Genomic DNA, 24,989 nt, shown 5'->3' on the forward strand with positions numbered 1-24,989 from the left:
GGAGACAGAGCCCATGACCAAGCCGCCGCTGACTCTCTTTCTCGCCGCCCCCCGGGGCTTCTGTGCCGGCGTCGACCGCGCGATCAAGATCGTCGAGGCCGCCCTCGCGAAATGGGGTGCCCCGGTCTATGTCCGCCACGAGATCGTCCACAACAAGTTCGTGGTCGACCGGCTGCGCGACATGGGCGCCGTCTTCGTCGAGGAGTTGGAGGACTGTCCGCCCGACCGGCCGGTGATCTTCTCGGCCCATGGCGTGCCGAAAGCGGTGCCCGCCGAGGCCCGGCGCCGCGAGATGGTCTATGTCGACGCCACCTGCCCGCTTGTGTCCAAGGTCCATCTCGAGGCCCAGCGCCATCACGAGAACGGCAAGCAGATGGTCATGATCGGCCATCGCGGCCATCCCGAGACCATAGGCACCATGGGCCAGCTGCCCGAGGGCGAGGTGCTGCTGATCGAGACCGCCGACGAGGTCGCGGGGCTCGAGGTGCGCGACCCCGACCGGCTGGCCTATATCACCCAGACCACGCTGTCGATCGACGACACCCAGGGCGTCGTCGCGGCGCTGAAGGCGCGCTTCCCGAATATCGAGGGGCCCCACAAGGAAGACATCTGCTACGCCACCACCAACCGCCAGGGCGCGGTCAAGACCGTGGCGCCGAAGGTGCAGGCGCTGCTGGTGGTCGGGGCGCCGAACTCGTCGAATTCGCGCCGTCTGGTCGAGGTCGCCGCCAATGCGGGCTGCGACTATGCCCAGCTGGTGCAGCGCGCCGCCGATATCGACTGGCGCGCGCTCGAGGGGGCCTCGGCCATCGGGCTGACCGCCGGAGCCTCGGCCCCCGATGTGCTGATCGAGGAAGTGATGCAGGCCTTCCGCGACCGCTTCGATCTGACCGTCGAGGAGGTCGTGACCGCCGACGAGAGCATCGAGTTCCGCCTGCCGCGCATCGTGCGCGAACTGGCCTGATGCTGTCGACGCAGTTCCTGCTGACCGCGCTGGTGGTGGTTCTGGCCCCGGGCTCCGGCGTCGTCTACACGCTGATGATGTCGCTGGGGCAGGGACACCGGGCCGTGCTGCCCGCCGCGCTCGGCTGCACCCTCGGGATCCTGCCGCATCTGGCCGCCGCCATGCTGGGGCTCGCGGCCCTTCTGCATTCCTCGGCACTGCTTTTCCAGATCGTCAAATTCGCGGGCGTCGCCTATCTGATCTATCTGGCCTGGCAGGCGGTCCGGCAGGGCGGCGCGCTGCAGATCGGCGAACGGACGGGGCGCGACGGGGTCTTCCGGATCGCCCTGCGCGGCGCGCTGATCAACATCCTCAATCCCAAGCTCTCGCTCTTCTTCCTGGCGCTCCTGCCGCCCTTCCTGTCGGGCGCCCCGGCCACCGCGACGGCCGAGATGCTGACCCTTGGCGGGGTGTTCATGGGCCTGACCCTTGCAGTCTTTCTCGGCTACGGGCTTTTTGCCGCCGCCGCCCGCGACCGCCTTCTGGCCAGCGCCCGCGCCATGGCCTGGCTCAACCGGGGCTTTGCCGCGGTCTTCGCCGGGCTGGGGCTGAAACTGGCCTTCGAGGCAGCATGACCGACATTCCACGCACACCGCTTCTTCTGGGCCTGACCGCGCTTCTGCCGCTTATCTGGGGCACGCTCAGCGCGACCGTGCCGGGCCTGTTCGACATCGGCATCCAGACCGTCGGACCCCGCTTCATGGGGATCTACCTGCTGAACTTCTACGGCACCGTGCTGCTGGTCTTCATGTCGGGCATTCTCTGGGGCTTTGCCGGCCGGGCCGACGGGCCGGTCGCGGGCCCCGCCTGCGGGCTGTCGGTGCTGCCCGCGATCTGGGCCTTCCTGATGGTGGGGGGCGGCCCCGAAGGCAGCCTCATCGCGCTGATCGCGGGCTATCTGGGGCTCTTGCTGCTCGATTTCTTCTTCTGGAAGCTCGGGCTTGCCCCGGGCTGGTGGCTGCGGCTGCGCCTGCCGCTGGCCGCCGTGGCGACCGGCTGCCTCGCGCTGCCGCTGCTGCTGTGAGCGACGCCGGAACGCTGGCCGTCTACGCGGCCCGGGCCGAGGCCTATTCGGCGATCCATCACGGCCGGGTCGCGCAGGACCGGCTGGCCGCCTTCATCGCCCGCCTGCCCGCGGGCGGTGCGGCACTCGATCTCGGCTGCGGGCCGGGCTGGGCTGCGGCCGGGATGGCGGCTGCGGGGTTGCGCGTGACGGCGCTCGATGCCTGCCCGGAAATGGCCGCCGTCGCCAGGGCCCGCCACGGGATACATGTCGAGGTCGCGGGCTTTGCCGATCTCGAGGCCGAGGCCGCCTTCGACGGGGTCTGGGCGCATTTCAGCCTGCTGCACGCCCCGCGCGCCGCCCTGCCCGCCCATCTGGGCGCCATCGCCCGGGCGCTCCGGCCCGGGGGCGTCTTCGCGGTCGCGATGAAACAGGGCGAGGGCGAGGCGCGGGACCGGCTCGGGCGGTTTTACACCTATGTCACACCAGGAGGCTTCGGCGCCGCGCTGGAGCGCGCGGGCCTCGCGATAGAGGCCGAAGAGACCGAGCCCGGCACCGGCTTCGACGGCAGCCCCTTCGCCAGCCTCTATCTGCTGGCCCGCCGCCCCGACTGAGCAGACCGGCCCGTGCCCCGGGCCGTGACCCGGGCCCGATTGACCCGGCGCGCGACGCGCCCTAAACCCGCCCGACCCTGACCTCTCCGTGGCCAGGAGATCGCCAGACGGCAGCCCAACGGAGGCCAGACGGGACCAGACCAGGAAGGACAGCATCATGGCCGAGCTTTTCGCCTATACCGACGGCGCCTGCAGCGGAAACCCGGGACCGGGCGGCTGGGGCGCGCTGTTGCAGGCTCGCGAGGGCGACAGCGTGCTCAAGCAGCGCGAGCTTTCGGGCGGCGAGGCAGCGACCACCAACAACCGGATGGAGCTTCTGGCCGCGATCAACGCGCTGGAAAGCCTGAGCCGTCCCTCGGAAATCACCGTCGTCACCGACAGCGCCTATGTGAAGAACGGCGTCACCGGCTGGATTCACGGCTGGAAGAAGAATGGCTGGAAGACGGCGGCGAAGAAACCCGTGAAGAATGTCGAGCTCTGGCAAAGGCTCGATGCGGCACAGGCCCGCCACAAGGTGACCTGGACCTGGGTCAAGGGCCATGCCGGCCATCCCGAGAACGAACGCGCCGACGAACTGGCCCGCGCCGGCATGGCTCCCTACAAGCGCTAGGTTCTGTCTGCATTCACCTCGGCAAGTCGAGAGTAGAGGCGAGACAGAGGGCACCCAAGAAGGCGGCGGGACGGATCAAAGCGCGCTGGGTGCGAAGACGGCCTCGCCCATCACTGCCAGGCGACCATCCTCGCCCCGGATCCAGTAGCGGTCGCCCGCCCGGCAAAGCTGCACCGTCTCGAAATCGAAGACCGGTGCATAGGCGCGCATGCTGAAATGCCGGATCGTGCCATGGGCATTGGCCCTCAGCATCAGGAACTGCGCCAGCAGCTGGCCCTGCACCACCAGCCCCGGATAGCCCTCGACCCGCTGGCAATAGTCGCGGTCGTAATGGATGCGGTGACCGTTCAGCGTCAGCGCCGAATAGCGGAAGAGAAGCGTCGGCGTGAAGGTCATCTCGACTGCGTCTTCCCAGGTTTCGGGCGCGGCGGGCGCGGCCGGGCGCGGCCGGGCGGGATCGGGCAGATAGACCAGATCCTCGTATTCCGTGACCCGCAGCATGCCGCCCTCGACGATATCGTGGCGCAGCGTAACGAAGGCCAGCGGCCCCGACCGGCCCTTCTTGATCTGAACCTTCTCGATGGTCGAGGTCTTCTGTGCCGGCAGCCCCTGGCGCAGCGGGCCGTAGAAGGTCAGCCGCCCCCCGGCCCACATCCGCCGCGGCAGGCCCAGATCGGGAATGAACCCGTTGCCGCCGACATGCGGAAGACCGTCCCGGCCAAGCTGGTCGGGACGGTGCACATCCCAGAAATAGACCTGGTGGAAATAGGGCGGCAGCGGATCGTAATGGCCCGGCGGCTTGCCCTCGAGACCGAGGGCGACGAACAGCGCCACGATCCGGGTGGGATCGAGCACATCCGTGGCGACCTGTGACTTCCCGACGGCCTCTTTCGGGGCGTCCGTACCGGGGCCGCTGATGTCGGCGGGCTCTGGCATTCTTCGCGGTCTCTCTTCCGGCCTCTGGACTGACAGGGGCGGTCACGACGACAGCCCGCCTGCGCAGGGACTATGCACGAGACCGATTAACGAGATATTTCCGCCTTCAGAGCCTGCATCAGCGCCTCGAGCGCCTTGAGGTTGATCTCGTTGGTCAGCCGCCCGGCCGCGTCGAACTGCTCCGGGGCCAGCCCCACCAGGACCTCGGGACCGGCCAGAACCCGCGCCCGGAACGGCACCAGACACAGCCTGAGCGCGAATTGCGTCCGTTCGCCCCCGGCCCGGCCGCCCGTCGCCGAGACGATGGCCACCGGCTTGTCGGCCCAGGGCGTGCCTCCGGTCCGGCTGACCCAGTCGAGCGCGTTCTTCAGGACGCCGGTGATGCTCTTGTTGTATTCGGGCCCCGCGATCACCACCGCATCGGCCGCGGCGATCTGATCGGCAAGGCACTGAACCCCGGGCGGAATGCCCGACGCGTCCTCCAGATCCTGATCGAACAGCGGCAGCCTGAGATCGGCCTCGACGAATTCGGCCGGGTCGAAGATCCGCGCCGCCTCGCACAGCAGCATCCGGTTATAGGACCCCTTGCGCAGAGCCCCCGCGATTCCCAACAGCTTGTGATCGGACATCTTCTTTCTCCGTTCCGGTTCCGCCCGACAGTCCTCCGACGCAGTCCTGCACGCGGCGCGCCTTGCTCCTGCCGCAGGCTTGGCGCAGGCTGCTCCCGATGGGGATCGGAGGAAAGGGAAAAACATGCGGCGTCACGGCGGAAAGATCCTGGCCGACCAACTGGCGATCCAGGGGGTCGAGCGGGTGTTCTCGGTACCCGGCGAAAGCTTTCTGGCCGCGCTCGACGGGCTTTACGATGCCGGCATCCCGAATGTGGTCTGCCGTCACGAGGGCGGCGCGGCAATGATGGCCGAGGCCCATGCCAAGCTGACCGGCCGGCCCGGCGTACTGTTCGTCACCCGCGGGCCCGGGTCCTGCAACGCGGCCAGCGGGCTGCATGTCGCACGGCAGGATTCGACGCCGATGGTGGTCTTCGTCGGCCAGATCGCGCGCAGCGACCGCGACCGCGAAGCCTTTCAGGAACTCGACTACCGGCGCTTCTTCGGGCCATTGGTCAAGTGGGTGGCCGAGGTCGACGAGACCCGTCGGCTGCCCGAATACATCTCGCGCGCCTTCCATACCGCACAATCGGGGCGCCCGGGGCCGGTGGTGCTGGCCCTGCCCGAGGACATGCTGAGCGGCATTGCCAAGGTGCCCGACATTCCGGCCCGGATCTGGCCCGAACCCGACCCGACCCCGGCACAGGTGGCCGCCGTCCTGACCGCGCTGGACGAGGCCGAACGGCCGCTGGTCGTGGTGGGCGGGCCGCACTGGTCGGCGCAGGCGGCAACCGATCTGGCGCGCTTCGCCGAAAGCCACGACCTGCCGGTCGCGGTCAGCTTCCGCCGTCAGGACCGGCTCGACAACCGCCACCCGAACTATGTCGGCGATCTCGGTGTCGGCATGAACCCGGTGCTGGGCCAGCGCCTGCGGGATTGCGATCTGGTGATCGCGCTGGGCACCCGGCTGGGCGATACCGCGACCGCGGGCTATTCGCTGATGGACCCGGCCGTGCAGGACAAGCGCGTGGTCCATGTCCATCCCGACCCGGACGAGCTTGGCCGGATCTGGCGTCCCGATCCAGGCATCGCGTTGAGCGCCCCCGACGTGGTCGCGGCCCTGGCCCGGGCGGGCGCGCCCGCAACGCCGCCGCGCTGGTCGGCCTGGACCCGGGCCGCCCGCGCCGATTACGAGGCCTGGACCACGCCCAAACCGACCCCGGGGGCGGTCCGGATGGAAGAGGTCGTCACCCACCTGTCGGAGACATTGCCCGAGACCGCGGTGCTGACCAATGGCGCTGGCAATTACGCCGCCTTCCTGCACCGCTATTTCCGCTATCGCGGCCCCGGCACCCAGCTGGCGCCGACCTCGGGCTCGATGGGCTACGGCTTTCCCGCCGCGATCGCGGCCAAGCTGGCCCGCCCCGGGCTGCCGGTAATCTGCCTCGCGGGCGACGGCTGTTTCCAGATGACCCTCAACGAGATGTCGACGGCGGTGCAACACGGCGCCAATGTGGTGGTGATCGTCGCCAATAACGGCCGCTACGGCACCATCCGCATGCATCAGGAGCGGAAATATCCCGGCCGGGTCAGCGGCACCGATCTGGTCAATCCCGATTACGCGGCGCTGGCGCGGGCCTATGGCGGCGAGGGCGAGACCGTGACCGATCAGGCCGCCTTCGCCCCCGCGCTCGAGCGGGCGCTGGCCTCCGACCGGCCCTTCGTGATCGAACTGCGACTGGACCCCGAGGCGCTGGCCACGGGGCTGACCCTGTCCGAGGCGCGGGCGCTGGGCGAGGCGGCGCAGTCGAAGGACTGAACCGCCCGGCGCCGGGTCTCAGGCGGCCAGCGCCAGGTCCAGCGCGGCCGCGCAGTGAATTTCGGTCGTGTCGAAGACCGGCAGCGGCGCGTTCGCGGCATTGAGCAGAAGCCCGACCTCGGTGCAGCCGAGGATGACGCAATCGGCCCCGCGCTTGGCCAGCCGCCCGGCGATCTCGACATAGCTCTGGCGGCTCTCCTCACGGATGGTGCCCATGCAGAGCTCGTCATAGATGATGCGATGGGTCTCGGCCCGGTCCTCGGGGCCGGGCAGCATCGGCGCGAGCCCGGCAGCGCGCAGCCGGTCGGTATAGAAGCTCTGCTCCATCGTGTAGGCCGTCGCCATCAGCCCCGGCCGCTTCAGCCCCGCCGCACCGATCTGATGCGCAGTGGCGTCGGCGATATGCAAAAACGGGATCGACACCCCTTCCAGCATCGGCTCGACCAGCTTGTGCATGGTGTTGGTGGCCAGCATCAGGAAATCGGCGCCGCCCGCCTCCAGCCGCCTGGCCTCGCGATTGAGAAGCGCGCTCGCCGCCTCCCAGTCGCCCGCCGCCTGCATTTCCTCGACCAAAGCGAAATCGAGCGAGCGGATCAGCAGATCCGCCGAATGCAGCCCGCCCAGCCGCGCCCGCGCGCCCCGGTTCAGGACCTCGTAATACAGCGCCGTCGAGGCAGCCGACATGCCGCCAAGTATGCCAATGGTCTTCATCTGCCCGCTCCTCGGTCTTTTCTCGCATGCTCGCGCCGGGCAGGCCGCGGCGCAAGACGACAGCGGGTCCGGGGCCGCGCTGGCCCGGGGACTTGGCCCGACTGTGGCGCCAATCGCACGTTTACCTTTCGTAAAGGATGTTCGGATGGGATGGGGCGATGCTTCGTATCCTGGCACTTGCCCTGAGTCTCGCCATATCGGCCTGCGACTCGCCCGGACCGGATTATGCCGGCATTCCGCCGGTCAGGGTCGAGGTCGACGGCTCGACCTTCGCCGTCCGGCGCAAGGGCCTTGAGGCTCAGGCCATCCGGCTCAATCGCGAATACCGGAAGGGCGCGATGCTGCGGGCCTTCCGCGCGATCGAGACCGCCACCGGCTGCGCGATCCGGCCCGATACGCTCAGCGGAGATCCGGCAATGGCCTATGCCAGGCTCACCTGCTCCGGGCCCTGACGCGACAACCGCTTTTCCATGAAGAGAGCCGACGCGATGTGGGGCGAACCGCCGAAGGCGCCGCACCCGGCAGAGCCGCATCGCGGCAGCCAGGTCGTGGCCAGTTCGGGACCGGTTCGGGAGCAGTTCGGCGCCGGTTTCCAGCCGCAGCCAGGTCAGCTCCCGTGCCGCCGCCTCGGTCTCGAGCGCGCCCATCAGCACGCGCCCCACGCCCCGCGACCGCGCGCCCTCCCGTCCCCACGTAAAACCGCCTGATCTCGCCATCCCCGTCCCGCTTCAGAAGCGCCACGCATCCGCCAGCCCGGCCGCCGAGGCGCGCCACGAAGACCCGCATCCCGGGGCCGGCCAGATCCCCGGCCGTCATGGGACAGCATTCCTCGGACGGACGGACCTCCGGAAGCGTCGCCGCGCTGCCCGCGATCCGCGCGCGCCTCGGCCGAGGCCGGTTTCGGATTGCGATGCTCAGCCCCATGCCCGCATTCCGCTGTCGACCCTGCCCTCTGTGCGAAGCCCGCGCCCGGCGCGTCAAGGCGCGTGGCGATCACGCAATATCTTGTGGACAACCCTTGGCCTGCCTCGATATCAGGGGCACCCGGCTTGACAGGCCCGGCCCTTGGCCGAAGGATCGCGGCACCACGCGGAATCAGGAGACCCGTTTGCATTTCACCCGGCTCAGGCTGAACGGCTTCAAGAGCTTCGTCGACCCGACCGATCTGGTGATCGCCGGCGGCCTGACCGGCGTCGTCGGGCCGAACGGGTGCGGCAAGTCGAACCTGCTCGAGGCGCTGCGCTGGGTGATGGGCGAGAGCCGTCCGACCGCGATGCGGGGCGGCGGCATGGAAGACGTGATCTTCGCCGGCACCTCGACCCGCTCGGCACGCAACTTCGCCGAGGTTAGCCTGCAGATCGACAATGCCGACCGGCTGGCGCCCGCGGGCTTCAACGACAGCGACCTGATCGAGGTGATCCGCCGCATCACCCGCGATGCGGGCTCGGCCTACAAGCTGAACGGCAAGGACGTGCGCGCCCGCGATGTGCAGATGCTGTTCGCCGATGCCTCGACCGGCGCGACCTCGCCCGCGCTGGTCAGGCAGGGCCAGATCTCGGAACTGATCAACGCCAAGCCGCGGGCCCGGCGACGTATCCTCGAGGACGCGGCCGGGATCGCCGGGCTCTATCAGCGCCGCCACGAGGCCGAGTTGCGGCTGAACGCGGCCGAACAGAACCTCGCCCGGGTCGATGACGTGCTGGAACAGCTGGCCCAGCAACTGGCGCAACTGGCGCGGCAGGCGAAACAGGCCGCGCGCTACCGCGCCATCGCCGGCGATCTGCGCCGCGCCGAGGGCATGCTGCTGTTCCGCCGCTGGCAGGAGGCCGATACCGGCCGGGCCGAGGCCGAGGCCGCGCTGACCGGACATGCCCGCGAGGCCGGCCGGGCCGAGACCGCCGCGCGCGAGGCCGACCGGCTGCGGACCGAGACCGAGACCGCCCTGCCCGCGCTTCGCGAGGAAGAGGCCATCGCCGCCGCCGTGCTGCAGCGGCTGAGCGTGCAGCGCGACGCGCTGGTGCAGGAGGAAGAGCGCGCGCGCCAGTCGATCCGCGCCCTGACCGGCCGCATCGAGCAGATGAGCCGCGATATCGAGCGCGAGGCGGCGCTGAACCGCGACGCGGGCGACACGCTGGAGCGTCTCGAGGCGGAGGCCTCCGAGCTTTCGGCCGAGCATGAGGGCCATGATGCCGGGCTCGACGAGGCGGCCGAGGCCGCCCATGCCGCGGCCGACGTGCTGCGCGACCGCGAAGAGGCGCAAAGCCAGATGACCGAGGATCTGGCCCGGCTGGTCGCCCGCCACCAGTCCGCCCAGCGCCTGCGCGAGGATGCCGCCCGCACGCTGCAGCGCAACGAGGACGAGGCCGCCAAGGCGCGCGCCACCGTCTCGGCGGCCGAGGCGAACCTGTCTGCTGCCCGGTCCGCGATGGAGGAGGCCGAGGCCCGGCAGGACGCGGCCCAGGACAGCGCCGAGGAGGCCGAGGCCCGGCTGATCGCGGCCGATGAGGCCCGGGCCGAGATCCAGTCCCGCGAGGCCGAGGCGCGGGCGCAGAAATCCTCGACCGAGGGCGAGGCCGGGGCATTGCGCGCCGAGGTCGCGGCGCTGGCCCGGCTGGTCGAACGCGACACCACCGAGAGCGGCCAGATCCTCGATCTTCTGGGCGTCGACAAGGGCTATGAAAAGGCGCTGGGGGCCGCGCTGGCCGACGATCTGCGCGCGCCGGTGGTCCGGGACGGGACCGCCTCGGGCTGGCTCGCGCTGCCGCCCTACCCGGCCGAGCCGCCCCTGCCCGAAGGCGCCGCGCCGCTTTCGGACCATGTCGCGGTGCCCGAGGCTCTGATCCGGCGGATCGGTCAGATCGGGCTGGTACCCGATGCCGGGACCGGCGCCCGGCTGCAGCCGGCACTCGGGCCCGGCCAGCGGCTGGTCAGCCCTGATGGCGATCTCTGGCGCTGGGACGGCTTGCGTGCCTCCGCCGCCGACGCGCCCAGCGCCGCCGCGCTCCGGCTGCAACAGCTCAACCGGCTGGCCGAGCTGCGCCGCGATCTCGATGAGGCCGAGATCCGGGCCGAGACCGCCTCCGAGGCCCATGAGGCGCTGTCGCGCGAGCTGCAGGCCGCGACCGAGGCCGACCGCGCCGCCCGCGAGGCCCGGCGCGAGGCCGACCGCGCCCTGGCCGAGCTGGGTCGCGCCCTGTCGCGCGCCGAAGCCGACCGCGAGATGGCCGAAAGCCGGCTTGAAACCGCGCGGATGGCCGTCGCCCGCCACGAGGACGAGGCGACCGGCGCCCGGCTGCGGCTGAGCGAAGCCGAAGGCCAGTTGGCATCGCTCGGCGATCTCGACGCGGCGCGGGCCCGGCTCGACGACGTGCGCACCACCGTCGAGGCCGCGCGGATGACCATGATCGCGCGCCGCGCCGCCCATGAAGAACTGAAGCGCGACGGCGAGGCACGGACCAAGCGGCTGACCCAGATCGCCCGCGACGCCCAGACCTGGCGCCAGCGGCTCGACACCGCCGGAACCCGGGTGGCCGAGCTCGAGGACCGCAAGGCCGCCTCGGAGGAAGAACTCGACCGCGCCGCCGCCCTGCCCGAGGAGATCGCCGAGCAACGCGAAGCGCTGGCCGCCCGGATCGAGACCGCCGAGACCCGGCGCGCCACCGCCGCCGAGACGCTGGCCGCGGCCGAGAGCCGGGCCCGCGAGGCCGATCATGCCGCCCGCGAGGCCGAGCGCCGGGCGGGCGAGCTCCGCGAGGCCCGCGCCGCCGCCCAGGCCCGGGCCGAGGCCGCGCGTGACACCGTGGCCCAGGCCGCCGCCCGCATCGCCGAAGAGCTGGAAACGACGCCCGCCGACCTGCTGGAAAAGCTCGGCGACGATCCCGACCGGATGCCCCCGGCCGAGGCGATCGAGCATGAGGTGACACGGCTCAAGCGTCAGCGCGAGGCGCTGGGCGCGGTCAACCTGCGCGCCGAGGAGGATGCCCGCGCGGTGCAGGAGGAACATGACACGCTGGTGGTCGAGAAGAGCGATCTCGACGAGGCGATTCGCACGCTGCGCGCCGGCATTGCCGGCCTCAACCGCGAGGGCCGCGACCGGCTGTTGACCGCCTTCGAGCAGGTGAACGCGAATTTCGCGCTGCTTTTCACCAATCTCTTCCGCGGCGGCGAGGCCCGGCTGGTGCTGGTCGAATCCGACGATCCGCTGGAGGCGGGGCTCGAGATCATGTGCCAGCCGCCGGGCAAGAAGCTCTCGACGCTGTCTCTGCTGTCGGGGGGCGAACAGACCCTGACCGCGCTGGCGCTGATCTTCGGCGTGTTCCTGGCCAATCCGGCGCCGATCTGCGTGCTCGACGAGGTCGACGCGCCGCTCGACGACGCCAATGTCACCCGGATGTGCGACATGCTGGACGAGATGACCCGGCGCACCGATACCCGCTTTCTCATCATCACCCACCATGCGCTGACCATGAGCCGGATGGACCGGCTGTTCGGCGTCACCATGGCCGAGCAGGGGGTGAGCCAGCTGGTGTCGGTCGACCTGAAGAAGGCCGAGGCCCTGGTCGCCTGATCGGTGCCGCCCGATCCGCCCAGCCCGATCTGCGTTCCCTGATCCGCCGCCTGTCTCGGCAGGAGATCGCCGGCCGCAAGCCCCCGGCTTGACACTTCCGGCCTGCCCCCTCACTCCCCGGCGCGTGCGAACGAACAAGGAGAGAACCGATGAAGCGCCTCGTCCATGCCCTCTGGGCCCTTCCCCTCGCCGCCCAGGCAGCCTCGGCCGATGTGATCGCGTCGGATCCCGACAGCGTGCTGAAGGCGCTTCAATCCAAGGGGCTTGCGGCGACGATGGAGACCGACGATCTCGGCGACCCCAAGATCGTCAGCCACCTGACCGGCGACTCGAATACCGAATTCATCGTTCTGTTCTATGGCTGCACCGACAATGTCGACTGCAGTTCGGTGCAGTTCTATGTCGCCTACGACATGAAGGATCCGGTGACCGCGCTGAAGATGAACCAGTGGAACCGCGAATGGCTGTTCACCAAGGCCACGCTTGACGACGAGGGCGATCCGGGGCTGGAAATGGACGTGATTCTGGCCAAGCCCGGCATCGACAAGAAGCTCTTCATGACCACGATCGACATCTGGCAGCAATCGATCGACGCCTTCGAAGACTATATCGACTGGTAACGCCCCGGCGGCCCCGGAGGCTCCGGGGCGCGCGGTCAGAGCCGGTCGAGAAGCGCCCGGGTCGGCCAGGAATCTGCGGGAAAGCCAAGCCGGATCTGTTCTTTCTGAACGGCTTCGCGGGTTTTCTCGCCGAGAATTCCATCGACGCCCCCGACATCATGGCCGCGCCGCACCAGCTTTTGCTGCAAGACCTTCATCTCGGCCCCCGCAAGCCCCGGCTCGGGCGCACGCGGATCGAAGATCGGGGCGCCCTCGAAGCGGGTCGCCAGATAGGCGGCGGTGGTGACGTAGACGAGGCTCTGGTTCCACTCGAACAGAACCCGGAAATTCGGATAGGCGAGGAAGGCCGGGCCGTTCCGGCCCATCGGCAGCAAGACCGAAGCGCGCAGGCTGGCCGGACCCAGATTGCCGCTGCGCGCCCGCACCCCCAGCCGCGCCCAGTCCGAGACGCGCTTGCCGTGGTCGAGCCCGGTCTCGGCCCAGTCGAGATTTCCGGGAATGACGATTTCCTGCAGCCAGGGCTCGTTCGCGCGCCAGCCAAGCCCCTTCAGCATCTTCCCGGCCGACATCAGCGCATCGGGCGCCGAGCTCTTCAGCCGGACATGCCCGTCGCCATCGCCGTCGACGCCGTTTTCCAGGATGTCGGCGGGCAGCATCTGGACCTGGCCGATCTCGCCCGCCCAGGCGCCGGTGGTTCTGGCCGGGTCGAAATCGCCGCGTTCGTAAAGGGTCAGGGCCGAGAAGATCTGCGGCCGGAACAACTCGGGCCTGCGGCAGTCATGGGCCAGGGTCACCAGCGCGTCCCGCGTGTTGAAGTCCCCCTGCACGGCGCCGAAATCGGTCTCCAACGCCCAGAAGGCCAGCAACACGCCGCGCGAGACGCCGTATCTGCGTTCGACCTCATCGAACACGGCGCTGTAACGGCTGGCATTGCGCTGGCCGTTATCGAGCCGCGAACGGCTGATGAGGCGGCGGGCGAAATCGATGAAATCCCGCTGGAACACCCCTTGCGCCCGGTCCGCCCGGATCACCGCCGGGTCCTGCCGCACGCCCGCGAAGAAATTCCGCACCGCCCCCGCGTCATGGCCCCGGCGCACCGCCTCGTCGCGCAGCCCGGCGACGAAACCGCCGAAATTCCCGCCGCAGGCCGCCCAGGCCCCTCCGGGCACCCCGGAGACAAGGGCCAGCGACAGCAGACAGAGGGCAGGGAGGGACGGCGAAGGGCGCATGAAGGGCTCCGGGACCATTTCAGACAAAAACGATTTACGGCCGCCACCTTACCAAGCCCCAACCGGCAGGCAAGCTGGCTCAGGCGGCTTTCAGCCGGTCGCGCCCATGCGGCCCGGTCCAGTCGATCCGCGGGTTGATCGGGATGATCCGGTTCGGATTGATGGTGTCGTGGCTGTAATGGTAGTGCCGCACGATATGGTCGAAATGCACGGTCTCGGCCACGCCCGGCCATTGATAGAGCTCGCGCGCATAGCCCCAGAGATTGGGCATGTCGATCAGCCGGTTGCGGTTGCACTTGAAATGCAGGTGATAGACCGGATCGAAGCGCAAGAGCGTGGTGAAGAGGCGCCAGTCGGCCTCGGTGAGGCGCTCGCCCATCAGGTAGCGCCGCGTCGCAAGCCGCTCTTCCAGCCAGTCGAGACTGTCGAACAGCGCCCGGACCGCCTCGTCATAGGCTTTCTGCGAGGTGGCGAAACCGGCCTTGTAGACGCCGTTGTTGACGGTGTCATAGACCCGCGCATTGACCTCGTCGATGCCCTCGCGCAGCTCTTCGGGCCAGTAATCGTCGCGATTGCCGGTGATGCCGTCGAAGGCCGAATTGAACATCCGGATGATCTCGGAGGATTCGTTCGAGACGATGGTCTCGCGCTGCCTGTCCCACAGGACCGGCACCGTGACCCGGCCCGACACGTCGGGTTTTGCCTTGGTGTAGATGTCGCGCAGGAAAGGCAGGCCGTAAAGGCCGTCGCCGGTCGTGCCGGGGAAGTCGGTGGCAAAGCTCCAGCCATCCTCGAGCATGTCGGGATGCACCACCGAGAGGCCGATATGCGGCGCGAGCCCCTTGATGGCGCGGAAGATCAGCGCCCGGTGCGCCCAGGGGCAGGCATAGGAGACGTAAAGGTGATAGCGCCCGCTTTCGGCCCTGAACCCGCCCTCGCCCTCGGGGCCGGGCGCGCCGTTTGCCGTGATCCAGTTGCGGAACCCGGAGGTCGAGCGGACGAAGCGGCCGCCATGGCTTTCGGTGTCGTACCAGCCGCTGTCCCAGCGGCCATCGATCAGTTGTCCCATGAACTCCTCCATGTGTTTGATGGAAGAGATAGCGGGATGAGCGGCGGGCGCATCGCCTCTGACCGCGCATCCCCCCTGCGTCAACGCACCGCTATTGCAGATCGGCGAAGGCCGCCTGCAGCCGCTCGACCGCCTCGACGATCCGCGCCCGCGGGGTGGCGATGTTGAAGCGCAGGAAGCTCTCGCCGCCGGTGCCGAAGCTGGCGCCGTGGTTGACCGCGATCTTTGCCTCCTTCTCGACCCGGCGGGTGAACTCGTCGGCGGCCATGCCGGTGCCCGAGAAATCGACCCAGGACAGGTAGGTTGCCTCGAGCGGCATCGAGCGCACCCCGGGGATCGCGGCGATGCCCTCGTCCAGGAGCTTCCGGTTGCCGTCGAGATAGCGCATCAGCGCGTCGATCCATTCGGCGCCGTCGGACGAATAGGCGGCGGTCGCCATGATCATGCCGAAGGAATTGGGCGACATGCCCATGGCCGCGAAACGCCCCGCGAAACGCGCCCGGAGCCCCGGATCGGGGATGATGACATTGCCGTTATGGATACCCGCGATGTTGAAGCTCTTCGTGGTGGCCGAGAGGATCACCAGCCGGTCGCGGATATTGTCATCGACCAGATCCATGACGATATGGCGGTGGCCCGGATAGACCAGGTCGTGATGGATCTCGTCCGAGATCAGCACCAGGTCGTGGCGCCTGGCGAAATCGGCGACGGCCTGAAGCTCGTCGCGGGTCCAGACCCGGCCGCCGGGATTATGCGGCGAGCAAAGGATCACGACCTTCTCGCGGCCGGTCATCTGTGCGTCATAGGCTGCGAAATCCATCTCGTAGCGGCCATCGCGCGTGACCAGCGGGCATTCCACCACCTCGCGGCCCGCGGCACGGATCACCCGGGCGAAGGCGTGATAGACCGGCGTGAACAGAACCACCCCGTCGCCCGGCGCGGTGAAGGCCTCGATGCAGAGCGCGGTTGCGTTCACAAGCCCGTGCGTGGTGAAGATCGCGGCCGGGTCCACCTCCCAGCCATGGCGGGTCTTCATCCACCAGCCGATCGCCGCCTTGTAGGCGGCGTCGTCGCCGAAATAGCCGTAGATGCCATGATCGACCATCGACTGCAGCGCCTTCGAAACGCAGGCCGGCGGGCGGAAATCCATGTCCGCCACCCACATCGCCAGCCCCTCTTCGGGAGAGACGCCATAGATCGGCTCCATCATGTCCCATTTCGAGGAATGGGTGCCGCGGCGGTCGATGATCTCGTCGAAATTCATGGCGGGTCTCCTGTGATGCGCGCGCCAAGCTAGCGTCTTGGCCGCCGGGTGCAAGACACGCCGCATTGCGCGGGCCCCCGGCTTCGCCTAAATCCATCGATCATGAGCATTCGACCGATCCTGATCCATCCCGACCCGCGCCTGAAAACGGTGGCAGATGCCGTGCCCGATATCTCGGACATGCTGCAGAAGCTTACCGAGGACATGCTGGAAACCATGTATGACGCGCCGGGCATCGGGCTTGCGGCGCCGCAGATCGGCGTGCTCTCGCGGCTGATCGTGATGGATTGCGCCAAGGACGAGGGCGCCCGGCCCCAGCCCTATGCGATGTTCAACCCCGAGGTCGTCTGGGCCTCGGAGGACAGGAACATCCACGAGGAAGGCTGCCTGTCGATCCCCGAGACCTATGCCGAGGTCACCCGTCCCGCCGAGGTGATCGTGCGCTGGACCGACCCGTCGGGCGATCCGAAGGAGGACAGGTTCACCGGGCTCTGGGCGACCTGCGTCCAGCACGAGATCGACCATCTCGACGGCAAGCTCTTCATCGACTACCTCAAGCCGCTCAAGCGCCAGTTCATCACCCGCAAGATGGTCAAGCTGAAACGCGAACGGAGCCGGTCGTGAGCGAGCTGCCGATCCTGCGCTGGCCCGATCCGCGGCTGGCGACCCGTTGCGAGCCCATCGGCCATGTGACGCCCGAGATCGCGCGGCTGGCGCAGGAAATGCTCGACACCATGTATGGGGCGCCCGGGCGCGGGCTGGCCGCGCCGCAGGTGGGCGTGCTGAAACGGCTGTTCGTGATGGATGTGAACGGCGCCGCCGGGCCGCGCAACCCGCGCATCTTCATCGATCCGGTGATAGAGGAACGCGGACCCGAAACCATGACAGGCCCCGAGGGCTGCCTGTCCCTGCCCGGCATCGTCGCCGAGGTCGAGCGCGCGATCGAGATCACGCTGCGCTGGACCGATCTCGACGGCACCCGCCGGCGCGAGGTGTTGTCGGGCATCTCGGCGGTCTGCGCCCAGCACGAGATCGACCATCTCGACGGCATCGTCACCCTGAACCGGGTCGATGCCGACCAGCGCAGCGAACTGGAAGCGGCCTACGGCGCATGATCCGGCCGATCCTGCCCTGGCCCGACCCGCGCCTTGCCACCCCGGCCGCGCCGGTCGAAACCGTCACCGACGAGATCCGCGCGATCTGGGCCGACATGATCGACACCATGGAGGCGATGCCCGGCCATGGCGTGGGCCTGGCCGCCAACCAGATCGGGGTGCTGCTGCGCCTTGCCGTGCTCGACTGCAACGAGACCCGCGGCGCGGCCATCCGGCTGGCCAATCCCGAGATCTTGGCGGTCTCGGACGATCTCTCGGCCCATGACGAGGCCAGCCCCTGCCTGCCCGGGGTCGATGCCACCATCACCCGACCCGCCCGGGTCACGCTGCGCTTCCTGAATGAGCAGGGCGAACCCGAGACGCGCGAATTTTCCGGTCTCTGGGCGACCTCGGCCCAGCACCAGCTCGACCATCTTGCGGGCCGGATGTATTTCGACAATCTTTCGAAGCTGAAACGCGACCGCCTTCTGAAGAAGGCCCGGAAACTGGGGGCAGGCCGATGCGGGTGATCTTCATGGGAACCCCCGATTTCTCGGTGCCGGTGCTCGACGCGCTGGTCGCGGCGGGTCACGAGATCGCCTGCGTCTACACCCAGCCCCCTCGTCCCGCCGGGCGCGGCAAGAAGGACCGCCCGACCCCCGTCCATGCCCGCGCCGAAGAGCTGGGGCTTATGGTCCGCCACCCGAAATCGCTGCGCGCGGCGCCGGAACAGACGGCCTTCGCGGCACTCGACCCCGATGTCGCCGTCGTGGTGGCCTATGGGCTGATCCTGCCGCGCGAGGTGCTCGAGGCGCCCTGCCGGGGCTGTCTCAACATCCATGCCTCGCTCTTGCCGCGCTGGCGCGGTGCCGCGCCCATTCACCGTGCGATCATGGCGGGCGACCCCGAGACCGGCGTCTGCATCATGGAGATGGAGGAAGGCCTCGATACCGGACCGGTGCTGTTGCGCGAGAGCACCGCCATCGGCCCCGAAGACACCACGGGCGCGCTCCATGACCAGCTGTCGGCGATGGGCGCGCGACTGGTCGTCGAGGCGCTCGAGCGGCTGCGCGACCTGCCCCGCGAACCGCAGCCCGCCGAGGGCGTGACCTATGCCGCCAAGATCGACAAGGCCGAGGCAAAGGTGGACTGGACCCGCCCTGCCCCTGAGGTCGCGCGCCATATCAACGGCCTCTCGCCCTTCCCCGGCGCCTGGTGCGATGTGGCGGGGGAAAGGCTGAAACTCCTGCGCGCCCGCGCAGTAGAGGCCCGCATGGTGGAGGACAGCGCCGCCCCCGGCACGGTTCTCGACGGGCTGACCATTGCCTGCGGCGAGGGCGCAGTCGAGATCATTGAGGCGCAGCGCCAGGGCAAGCGCCCGATGAGCGCCGCCGAGATCCTGCGCGGCTTTCCCCTGCCCGAACGGCTGGACTGACCCCCACCCCGAAAGCCTTCCCGGCTTTGCAGGTGGTGGTGTCCGCCAATCGGCCCATGCCCCGGGGCGCAGGCCCCGAACAAAACGCGGACAAGGCGCGGGGAAGGCGCCTCGTTCCGCATCCTGACGGCAGGATGGCCTCGCCCTGCCTCTGTCGGGCACCGCCTCCAACAACGTTCATGAATTCGCATCAAGAGCTTGAGCATCACCAAGCCGCGTTACCGATTGCGCGGAGCCTGCCTTGGCAAGACGACACCGCCGGCGCAGTCTTCAGAGCCTCGCCCAGCCGGTGACAGCGCGACCGGGGGCGGTCTGCTGCGACTGACGGACATCTCCCGGCCCGTGCGAGCCGCGTCAGAGCACCCGCGCACCGCCTTTGGAGATCGCGCCCCCAAGCTCCCGAGGCAGCGACGCGTCGGTGACCAGCGTCAGGCCGGGACGGAACGACGTCACCAGATCGCAGTCGGTGCGGCCGATCTTGCTTTGATCGGTCATCACCACCAGCTCGTCGCTCTGGGCCATCATCGCGCGCTTGACGGCGGCAAAGCCCGGCACCGCCTCGGTGACGCCGCTGCAACTGACCGCCGAGGCCCCGATGAAGGCGCGCCCGACATGGAAGCGCCGCAGGAAGTCGACCGTGTCCGGGCCGATCACCGCCGCCTCGCGGGCCAGGAAATCGCCCGGACACAGCCGCACCGTCGCGGCCGCGCTGCGGCCGAGGATCATCGCGACGTTCAGGCTGTTGGTCAGCACGGTGACCGGGGCGCCACCAAGCGACAGCCGCCGCGCCAGCTCCTGGGTGGTGGAGCCGGCATCAAGCATGATCGTGTCGCCGGGCGCCACCAGCGTGGCGGCCTGTCGGGCGATCTCGGCGCGCTCCTGCTGACGGTCGCGGCTGCGCGCATCCACATCCGGGCGCTGCCCCGGCCCCACCGGGATGACGCCACCGAAGGCCTTCGTGACCTGTCCGGCCGCCTGAAGCTCGGCCACGTCACGCCGGATGGTCTCGGTCGCGACATGGAAATCCCGGGCCAGATCGCTGATCCGAAGATGCGATCTCAGCTTGAGCTCCATGAGGATTCTCTCGTGCCGGTCGGCTTTGCGCAGGCGCGGGTTCGGGTCGGTCATGATCTGTCCTCTTGCGCGAGGCTATCACAGTTTGGCAACAAACATATTGCAGTTGCCACAAATTAATGCTGATCATGTGGGAGATGCCACATTTCTCCGGAGGAGCGGAGGGATGAGGACAAGGGAGGAAAACATGTTCGACATCACGTTCCGCGGCCTCGCCGCGGCATCCGCCATCGCCATGCTCGCCGGAGCGGCCCAGGCCCAGGACTGCCCGCGCGGCGATCTCGACCCGATGTATTGCGACCGGGACGGCGATCTGGTCGCCGACGCGCCCGCCGAGGGGCTGCAGGATCCGGGCACGCTGGTCTTTGCCTATACGCCGGTCGAGGACCCGGCAATCTATGCCGATATCTGGGAACCCTTCATCGAGCATCTCGAGGAGGCGACCGGCCGGGACGTCAGGTTCTTCGCCGTGCAGTCGAATTCGGCCGAGGTCGAGGCCATGCGCTCGGGGCGGTTGCATATCGCGGGCTTCTCGACCGGCCCCACGCCCTTCGCCGTCAACCTCGCGGGCGCCGTGCCCTTCGCGATCATGGGCTCGGACGAGGGCGAATTCGGCTACAAGCTGCAGGTCTATACCCGCAAGGACAGCGGCATCGACAGCATGGAGGACCTTGCCGGCAAGCGCGTCGCGCATACCTCGCCCACGTCGAATTCGGGCAATCTGGCGCCCCGCGCGCTGTTCCCCAATCTCGGGGTGACGCCGGACGAGGATTACCAGGTGGTCTATTCCGGCTCGCATGACCAGTCGATGCTGGGCGTCGTCGCCGGGGATTACGATGCCGCCCCGGTCGCCTCCGAAGTGGTCGACCGCATGGCCGAACGCGGGCTCTACGACCCCGAAGAGGTCAAGATCATCTGGGAATCGAAACCCTTCCCGACCACCTCCTTCACCTATGCCCATGATCTCGACCCGGCGCTGGTCGAGAAGATCAGGCAGGCCTTCTTCGATTTCGACTTCTCGGGCACCGCGCTTGGCGAGGAATTCGCCGGGGTCTCGAAATTCGTGCCGGTGACCTATCAGGAGGACTGGGCGGTGATCCGCGAGATCCAGGCCGCGAACGGGGTCCGCTACACCCCCGAGGGCCTTGCCGCCGAATGAGGGCATCAGCCCCCGGGCGGGCCCGCGCGGCCCGCCCGCCGTTTCCCGACCCCCGCCGTCCCGACGGAGCGCATGCATGCTGAAGATCACCGATCTCGTCAAACGATACGGCACCGGCGACCCGGTGCTGAAGAACCTCAACCTGACCATCGAGGGCGAGACCGTCGTCTCGGTGATCGGCTCCTCGGGCGCGGGCAAGAGCACGCTTCTGCGCTGCATCAACAAGCTGGTCGTGCCGAGCTCGGGCAGCATCGTGCTGAACGGCACCGAGCTGACCGGCCTGCATGGCCGCAGGCTGCGCGAGGCGCGGCGCAAGATCGGCATGGTGTTCCAGGGCTTCAACCTCGTCGACCGGCTGACGGTGATGGAGAATGTGCAGTCGGGCCGGCTGGGTTACCTCTCGACCTGGGCGGCGCTGACCCGGCGCTACCCGCGCGAGGAAATCCGCCACGCCTATGAACTGATGGAGCGCGTCGGCATCGCCCATTACGCCGACAAACGCGCCGACGAGCTGTCGGGCGGCGAGCGCCAGCGCGTGGGCGTGGTGCGCGCGCTGATGCAGCGCCCCGAGATCCTGCTGGCCGACGAACCGACCGCCTCGCTCGATCCCAAGACCTCGGAACAGATCATGCAGCTTTTGCGCGATCTGGCGGGCGAGCTGAAGCTGCCGGTGCTGATCAACATCCACAATGTCAACGAGGCCAAGGCCTATACCGACCGCATTGTCGGCATGCGCTATGGCCGGATCATCTTCGACAGCGTGCCGGCCGATCTGACCGATGACGCGATGGACGAGATCTATTCCGGTATCCCGTCGCAAGACCGGGCGCAGGACCGGGCCGCGGAGGCCGCGCCCGCCGCAGACGCGAGGCTTGCCACATGAGTGCGCCCGCCGATCCCGCATCCCTGCCCGACCGCTGGTCGAAGCCACGGATGATCCGCAACCCGCTGCTGCGCTGGGCGCTGTGGCTGGCGGTCGCCGCCTATATCCTAGGCACCATCGCCACGCTGCCGATCGACTGGGCGCGCGTATCGCAGGGCTTCGGCCGGGCCGCGCGGATCTTCGGCGGGTCGATCCCGCCGAATTTCGAGCGCAGCGGGCTGCTGATCGACGGCTTTCTCGAAAGCCTCAAGATCGCGGTTCTGGCCTCCTTCGGCGGGGTCCTGATCTCGGTTCCCGCCGCCTTCATGGCCGCGCGCAACATCGCGCCGCTGCCGGTCTTCTATCTCGGCCGGGCGCTGATCATCGTCGCGCGCAGCTTTCATCCGGTGATCGTGGCCATCCTCTTCGTCAAGGCGGTGGGCTTCGGGCCGCTGGCGGGCGTGCTGACGCTGATCGTCTATTCCATCGGCTTCGTCGCCAAGATGCTGGCCGAGCGGATCGAGGAGATCGATTTCGGCCAGGTCGAGGCGCTGCGTGCCACCGGGGCGCCCTATCTGTCGGTCCTGTTCTACGCCATCTTCCCGCAGATCCTGCCACGGCTGATCGGGCTGTCGATCTACCAGCTCGACAGCAACCTGCGCGCCTCGGCCATGATCGGCATCGTCGGCGCGGGCGGCATCGGCGCGACCCTGGCCAATGCCTTCGGACGCTACGACTACGATTTCGCCCTAGCCATCACCATCGTCATCGTCGGCGCGATCCTCCTCAGCGAGGCAATCAGCGGACAGATCAGGAAGCGGATATGACCGATCAGGACATGACCCGGCCCGCGCCGCTGCGCGAGGCCTTCCCCGAGGACTGGCACCGCTACACGCCGCGACAGCAGATCGCGCGCTATCTCGGCCTGCTTTTCGCCGCGCTGGTGATCGGCTGGTCCATCACCTCGATCGACGTGATCTGGGAATGGGTCTGGGATGCGCCGGTGCAGATGGCCGATCTCTTCGGCCGCATGGTCCCGCCCGATGCCACCAATCTCGGCACCATCCTGCTTGTGCTCTGGGAGACGGTGAACATCGCCACCATCGCCACCATCTTTGCCGTCCTGATCTCGCTGCCGGTGGCCTGGCTCGCGGCGCAGAACACCACGCCGAACCGCGCCACGCTGTGGCTCGGCCGGATCATCCTGGTGTCGTCGCGCTCGATCAACACCATCATCTGGGCGCTGCTCTTCGTGGCGATCTTCGGCCCCGGCATCGTGGCCGGCATCGTCGCGATCATGCTGCGGTCGGTCGGGTTCGTCGGCAAGCTTCTGGGCGAGGCGATCGAAGAGATCGACCCGCGCCCGGTCGAGGCGCTGGAAGCCACCGGCGCCTCGCGCGCCAAGGTGATCCTCTATGCCATCGTGCCCCAGGTCATGCCCACCTTCTGGGCGGTGGCGATCCTGCGCTGGGACATCAACCTGCGCGAATCGACCGTGCTGGGGCTGGTGGGCGCGGGCGGCATCGGCCTCATCCTGCAATCGGCCATCGACACCTTCAAATGGCAGGAGGCGGCGACGGTGCTGCTGTGCATCCTCGGGCTGGTCCTGCTGGGCGAGATCGTCTCGGCCTGGCTGCGGCGGCGCATCCTCTGATGCGGGCCGCGAACCGCCTGCTGACCGATACGCCGGAGACGGACGGCCGCGATGCGGCCTGGGCCTTCGCCGCCTATCAGGCGATCCGGCCCCGACTGCCCCAAGCCCGGGACGCGGGCGCCGCACAGCCGGTCGCCTCGCTCTCCGAGGCGGTCGGCGAGGTCGATCTGGTCCTGCTCGATGCCTATGGCGTGCTGAATGTGGGCGAGACGCCGATCCCCGGCGCCGCGGACCGGATCGGGGCCCTCAGGGCCGCGGGCAAGCGCGTCGCCGTGGTCTCGAATTCGGCCGGCTACCCCAAGCGCCACATGATGGCCCGCTGGCAGCGGCTCGGCTTCGATTTCACCGCCGCCGAGGTCACCTCGAGCCGCGAGGCGCTGCTGGCCACCCTTGCGGGCGACCGGCGGCACTGGGGCATCATGCTGGATGACGGGCATGGTCGCGAGGATCTCGGCGATCTGACGGTCAGCTTTCTCGGCGACGATCCCGAGACCTATGCCGGGGTCGACGGCTTCCTGCTGATCGGTGCCTCGGGCTGGAACGAGTCGCGCCAGAGCCTGCTGGCGCAGGCCCTTGCCGCCCGGCCGCGCCCGGTCTTCTGCGGCAATCCCGATCTGGTGGCCCCGCGCGAGACCGGGCTGTCGCTCGAACCGGGCTATTGGGCTCATCGGCTTGCCGATGCCACGGGGCAGCTGCCCGTCTTCTGCGGCAAGCCCTTCCCCTCGGTCTACGATCTGGCCCGGCTGCGCGCCGGAGCGGGCATTCCGCCGGACCGGGTGCTGATGGTGGGCGACACGCTGCATACCGATATCCTGGGCGCCCGGGCGCTTGGCTATCGCAGCGCTCTGGTGACCGATCACGGCGCGCTGAAATCCCTGTCCTGCCAGTCCTGCTGTCGCGCGGCGGGCATCCATCCGGATTTCGTGATGGCCTCGATCTGAGGCGGGACGGCACCGCTCGCGCGCGCGGTTTCGGGTGTCGGCAGCCGGAGCCTGCCACCCTCTCTCTTATTCGGGCGGAAAGCCCCCCGCGTCGGTTCTTGCGCGGGGGCGCCCCTGTAAATTGTGGCAGGCCTTCCGGAAAGCCCCGTGACGGTGGCATGATGCAGTGTGGCGATCAAAGCCGTCCGGATCTTCCCCTGCCGCAGGGCGGTGCGGTCGAAGGGAATGGCGGGCCGATCCGTCTTCGCCGCGCGTCCCGCCGCGCCGCTCCCGGATCTGCGCAAGGGCTCCGGATCTGTGGCCGGGACAGTGGGCCAGCTCAGCGCCGACAGCCCCGGCGCAGGGACCGGCGGAGGGGATCGGCGGACCGGGGGGCGCGGCCGAGAGACGAAGCGGAAAACGGCAACGCCCGCCACCCGGATGACGACAAGGCCCGGGCAGAGGCCCGATCCCTGCGGATTTTCCCGCGCTTGCGCGACGAGCGAGGGGCGAGGATGGTCTGGACCCCGGGATGGCCGCGGTTTTGCCGCCACACCTGGCCCATGCCGCAGGGCCAGAACCCCGTCTCGCCGCCCGCCTCGGCCCCGGGACCGGACGCGCCATGGCCCGAACAGGGCACGTGTCCGGCCACGCGTCCCGAGGCGCCGTTCGGCGTTCTCAGGAACCGAGGCCGGGGCAGGACGGAATGCGGCCGACCGGGCCAATGTGTCCGGTCCG

General features: G+C 68.9%; 25 protein-coding genes. 18 read left to right on the forward strand and 7 right to left on the reverse strand.

From position 1 onward, the window contains the following. Positions 1 to 13 precede the first annotated feature (13 nt). The 5 genes from ispH to rnhA all read left to right on the forward strand — a co-directional run bounded on the left by ispH (position 14) and on the right by rnhA (position 3,230). A complete protein-coding gene (gene ispH / locus ACK8CO_RS08460) occupies positions 14 to 964 on the forward strand; it encodes a 4-hydroxy-3-methylbut-2-enyl diphosphate reductase (RefSeq protein WP_414898835.1) in 951 nt (316 codons plus the stop codon). Further along, positions 964 to 1,578 carry a LysE family translocator gene (locus ACK8CO_RS08465; RefSeq protein WP_414898836.1) on the forward strand — a complete coding sequence of 205 codons (615 nt, stop codon included), beginning with the start codon at positions 964 to 966 and terminating at the stop codon, positions 1,576 to 1,578. The genes ispH and ACK8CO_RS08465 overlap by 1 nt, the downstream gene beginning before the upstream one ends. Beyond that, complete coding sequence (locus ACK8CO_RS08470) at positions 1,575 to 2,027, forward strand: DUF3429 domain-containing protein (RefSeq protein WP_414898837.1); 453 nt, start codon at positions 1,575 to 1,577, stop codon at positions 2,025 to 2,027. Before ACK8CO_RS08465 ends, ACK8CO_RS08470 begins: the two co-directional genes overlap by 4 nt. Beyond that, positions 2,024 to 2,620: a class I SAM-dependent DNA methyltransferase gene (locus tag ACK8CO_RS08475; protein ID WP_414898838.1), complete on the forward strand. Its 597-nt coding sequence runs from the start codon at positions 2,024 to 2,026 to the stop codon at positions 2,618 to 2,620. Before ACK8CO_RS08470 ends, ACK8CO_RS08475 begins: the two co-directional genes overlap by 4 nt. Before the next feature lie 157 nt (positions 2,621 to 2,777). Further along, positions 2,778 to 3,230: a ribonuclease HI gene (gene rnhA / locus ACK8CO_RS08480; protein WP_414898839.1), complete on the forward strand. Its 453-nt coding sequence runs from the start codon at positions 2,778 to 2,780 to the stop codon at positions 3,228 to 3,230. Between the two features lie 75 nt (positions 3,231 to 3,305). On the opposite strand, the gene ACK8CO_RS08485 is transcribed toward rnhA, so the two are convergent. Together ACK8CO_RS08485 and ACK8CO_RS08490 are read right to left on the reverse strand one after the other, a co-directional pair. Next, a complete protein-coding gene (locus ACK8CO_RS08485) occupies positions 3,306 to 4,166 on the reverse strand; it encodes an acyl dehydratase (RefSeq protein WP_414898840.1) in 861 nt (286 codons plus the stop codon). 86 nt (positions 4,167 to 4,252) lie between these two features. After that, positions 4,253 to 4,795, reverse strand: a complete 543-nt coding sequence (locus ACK8CO_RS08490; RefSeq protein ID WP_414898841.1) for an NADPH-dependent FMN reductase — start codon at positions 4,793 to 4,795, stop codon at positions 4,253 to 4,255. A 124-nt stretch (positions 4,796 to 4,919) separates the two neighbouring features. Between ACK8CO_RS08490 and ACK8CO_RS08495 the strand changes: the two genes are divergently transcribed. Further along, positions 4,920 to 6,593, forward strand: a complete 1,674-nt coding sequence (locus ACK8CO_RS08495; RefSeq protein WP_414898842.1) for a thiamine pyrophosphate-binding protein — start codon at positions 4,920 to 4,922, stop codon at positions 6,591 to 6,593. An 18-nt stretch (positions 6,594 to 6,611) separates the two neighbouring features. On the opposite strand, the gene ACK8CO_RS08500 is transcribed toward ACK8CO_RS08495, so the two are convergent. After that, positions 6,612 to 7,304 (reverse strand): aspartate/glutamate racemase family protein, encoded by a 693-nt coding sequence (locus ACK8CO_RS08500; protein WP_414898843.1) that lies wholly within the window; start codon positions 7,302 to 7,304, stop codon positions 6,612 to 6,614. Positions 7,305 to 7,462: 158 nt separating this feature from the next. On the opposite strand from ACK8CO_RS08500, the gene ACK8CO_RS08505 reads away from it, so the two are divergent. The 3 genes from ACK8CO_RS08505 (at position 7,463) to ACK8CO_RS08515 (ending at position 12,491) form a co-directional block, all read left to right on the forward strand. Further along, on the forward strand, positions 7,463 to 7,756 hold the full coding sequence (locus ACK8CO_RS08505) for a hypothetical protein (RefSeq protein ID WP_080614912.1): 294 nt from the start codon (positions 7,463 to 7,465) through the stop codon (positions 7,754 to 7,756). Between the two features lie 656 nt (positions 7,757 to 8,412). Beyond that, on the forward strand, positions 8,413 to 11,871 hold the full coding sequence (gene smc / locus ACK8CO_RS08510; protein ID WP_414898844.1) for a chromosome segregation protein SMC: 3,459 nt from the start codon (positions 8,413 to 8,415) through the stop codon (positions 11,869 to 11,871). A 149-nt stretch (positions 11,872 to 12,020) separates the two neighbouring features. Next, positions 12,021 to 12,491: a YbjN domain-containing protein gene (locus tag ACK8CO_RS08515; protein WP_080614910.1), complete on the forward strand. Its 471-nt coding sequence runs from the start codon at positions 12,021 to 12,023 to the stop codon at positions 12,489 to 12,491. Positions 12,492 to 12,526: 35 nt separating this feature from the next. Here the strand turns inward: ACK8CO_RS08515 and ACK8CO_RS08520 are convergent, their stop codons facing one another. The 3 genes from ACK8CO_RS08520 to ACK8CO_RS08530 all read right to left on the reverse strand — a co-directional run bounded on the left by ACK8CO_RS08520 (position 12,527) and on the right by ACK8CO_RS08530 (position 16,053). Then, the gene (locus tag ACK8CO_RS08520) at positions 12,527 to 13,720 is read right to left on the reverse strand and encodes a lytic murein transglycosylase (protein WP_414898845.1); all 1,194 of its coding nucleotides are present in this window, start codon (positions 13,718 to 13,720) and stop codon (positions 12,527 to 12,529) included. A 79-nt stretch (positions 13,721 to 13,799) separates the two neighbouring features. Beyond that, entirely contained in the window at positions 13,800 to 14,789 is a 990-nt protein-coding gene (locus ACK8CO_RS08525) for a glutathione S-transferase family protein (RefSeq protein WP_414898846.1), read from the reverse strand. A 91-nt stretch (positions 14,790 to 14,880) separates the two neighbouring features. Continuing rightward, positions 14,881 to 16,053, reverse strand: coding sequence for a MalY/PatB family protein (locus ACK8CO_RS08530; protein WP_414898847.1), 1,173 nt, complete (start codon positions 16,051 to 16,053; stop codon positions 14,881 to 14,883). A gap of 102 nt (positions 16,054 to 16,155) precedes the next feature. Here ACK8CO_RS08530 and def (ACK8CO_RS08535) point away from each other — a divergent pair, with 102 nt between their 5' ends. Genes def (ACK8CO_RS08535) through fmt form a run of 4 tightly spaced genes read left to right on the forward strand, consistent with a single transcriptional unit; the run spans position 16,156 to position 18,582 of the window. After that, positions 16,156 to 16,677, forward strand: coding sequence for a peptide deformylase (def, locus tag ACK8CO_RS08535; RefSeq protein WP_414898848.1), 522 nt, complete (start codon positions 16,156 to 16,158; stop codon positions 16,675 to 16,677). After that, the gene (gene def, locus ACK8CO_RS08540) at positions 16,674 to 17,168 is read left to right on the forward strand and encodes a peptide deformylase (RefSeq protein WP_080614905.1); all 495 of its coding nucleotides are present in this window, start codon (positions 16,674 to 16,676) and stop codon (positions 17,166 to 17,168) included. The genes def (ACK8CO_RS08535) and def (ACK8CO_RS08540) overlap by 4 nt, the downstream gene beginning before the upstream one ends. Continuing rightward, positions 17,165 to 17,677 (forward strand): peptide deformylase, encoded by a 513-nt coding sequence (gene def / locus ACK8CO_RS08545; RefSeq protein WP_414898849.1) that lies wholly within the window; start codon positions 17,165 to 17,167, stop codon positions 17,675 to 17,677. The genes def (ACK8CO_RS08540) and def (ACK8CO_RS08545) overlap by 4 nt, the downstream gene beginning before the upstream one ends. Beyond that, positions 17,668 to 18,582: a methionyl-tRNA formyltransferase gene (gene fmt, locus ACK8CO_RS08550; protein WP_414898850.1), complete on the forward strand. Its 915-nt coding sequence runs from the start codon at positions 17,668 to 17,670 to the stop codon at positions 18,580 to 18,582. The genes def (ACK8CO_RS08545) and fmt overlap by 10 nt, the downstream gene beginning before the upstream one ends. A 354-nt stretch (positions 18,583 to 18,936) precedes the next feature. Here the strand turns inward: fmt and ACK8CO_RS08555 are convergent, their stop codons facing one another. After that, complete coding sequence (locus ACK8CO_RS08555) at positions 18,937 to 19,710, reverse strand: DeoR/GlpR family DNA-binding transcription regulator (RefSeq protein WP_414898851.1); 774 nt, start codon at positions 19,708 to 19,710, stop codon at positions 18,937 to 18,939. 133 nt (positions 19,711 to 19,843) lie between these two features. Between ACK8CO_RS08555 and phnD the strand changes: the two genes are divergently transcribed. The 5 genes from phnD to ACK8CO_RS08580 all read left to right on the forward strand — a co-directional run bounded on the left by phnD (position 19,844) and on the right by ACK8CO_RS08580 (position 24,272). After that, entirely contained in the window at positions 19,844 to 20,815 is a 972-nt protein-coding gene (gene phnD / locus ACK8CO_RS08560) for a phosphate/phosphite/phosphonate ABC transporter substrate-binding protein (protein ID WP_414898852.1), read from the forward strand. A gap of 76 nt (positions 20,816 to 20,891) precedes the next feature. After that, positions 20,892 to 21,698, forward strand: coding sequence for a phosphonate ABC transporter ATP-binding protein (gene phnC / locus ACK8CO_RS08565; RefSeq protein ID WP_080614900.1), 807 nt, complete (start codon positions 20,892 to 20,894; stop codon positions 21,696 to 21,698). Beyond that, positions 21,695 to 22,504 (forward strand): phosphonate ABC transporter, permease protein PhnE, encoded by an 810-nt coding sequence (gene phnE / locus ACK8CO_RS08570; RefSeq protein WP_080614899.1) that lies wholly within the window; start codon positions 21,695 to 21,697, stop codon positions 22,502 to 22,504. The genes phnC and phnE (ACK8CO_RS08570) overlap by 4 nt, the downstream gene beginning before the upstream one ends. Next, on the forward strand, positions 22,501 to 23,331 hold the full coding sequence (phnE, locus tag ACK8CO_RS08575; protein ID WP_196774305.1) for a phosphonate ABC transporter, permease protein PhnE: 831 nt from the start codon (positions 22,501 to 22,503) through the stop codon (positions 23,329 to 23,331). The genes phnE (ACK8CO_RS08570) and phnE (ACK8CO_RS08575) overlap by 4 nt, the downstream gene beginning before the upstream one ends. Beyond that, positions 23,331 to 24,272: an HAD-IIA family hydrolase gene (locus ACK8CO_RS08580; RefSeq protein WP_414898853.1), complete on the forward strand. Its 942-nt coding sequence runs from the start codon at positions 23,331 to 23,333 to the stop codon at positions 24,270 to 24,272. The genes phnE (ACK8CO_RS08575) and ACK8CO_RS08580 overlap by 1 nt, the downstream gene beginning before the upstream one ends. Positions 24,273 to 24,989: the final 717 nt, after the last annotated feature.

Origin of the sequence: Rhodovulum sp. HP10 (assembly GCF_047553435.1) — a bacterium.
Taxonomy (GTDB): domain Bacteria; phylum Pseudomonadota; class Alphaproteobacteria; order Rhodobacterales; family Rhodobacteraceae; genus Rhodovulum.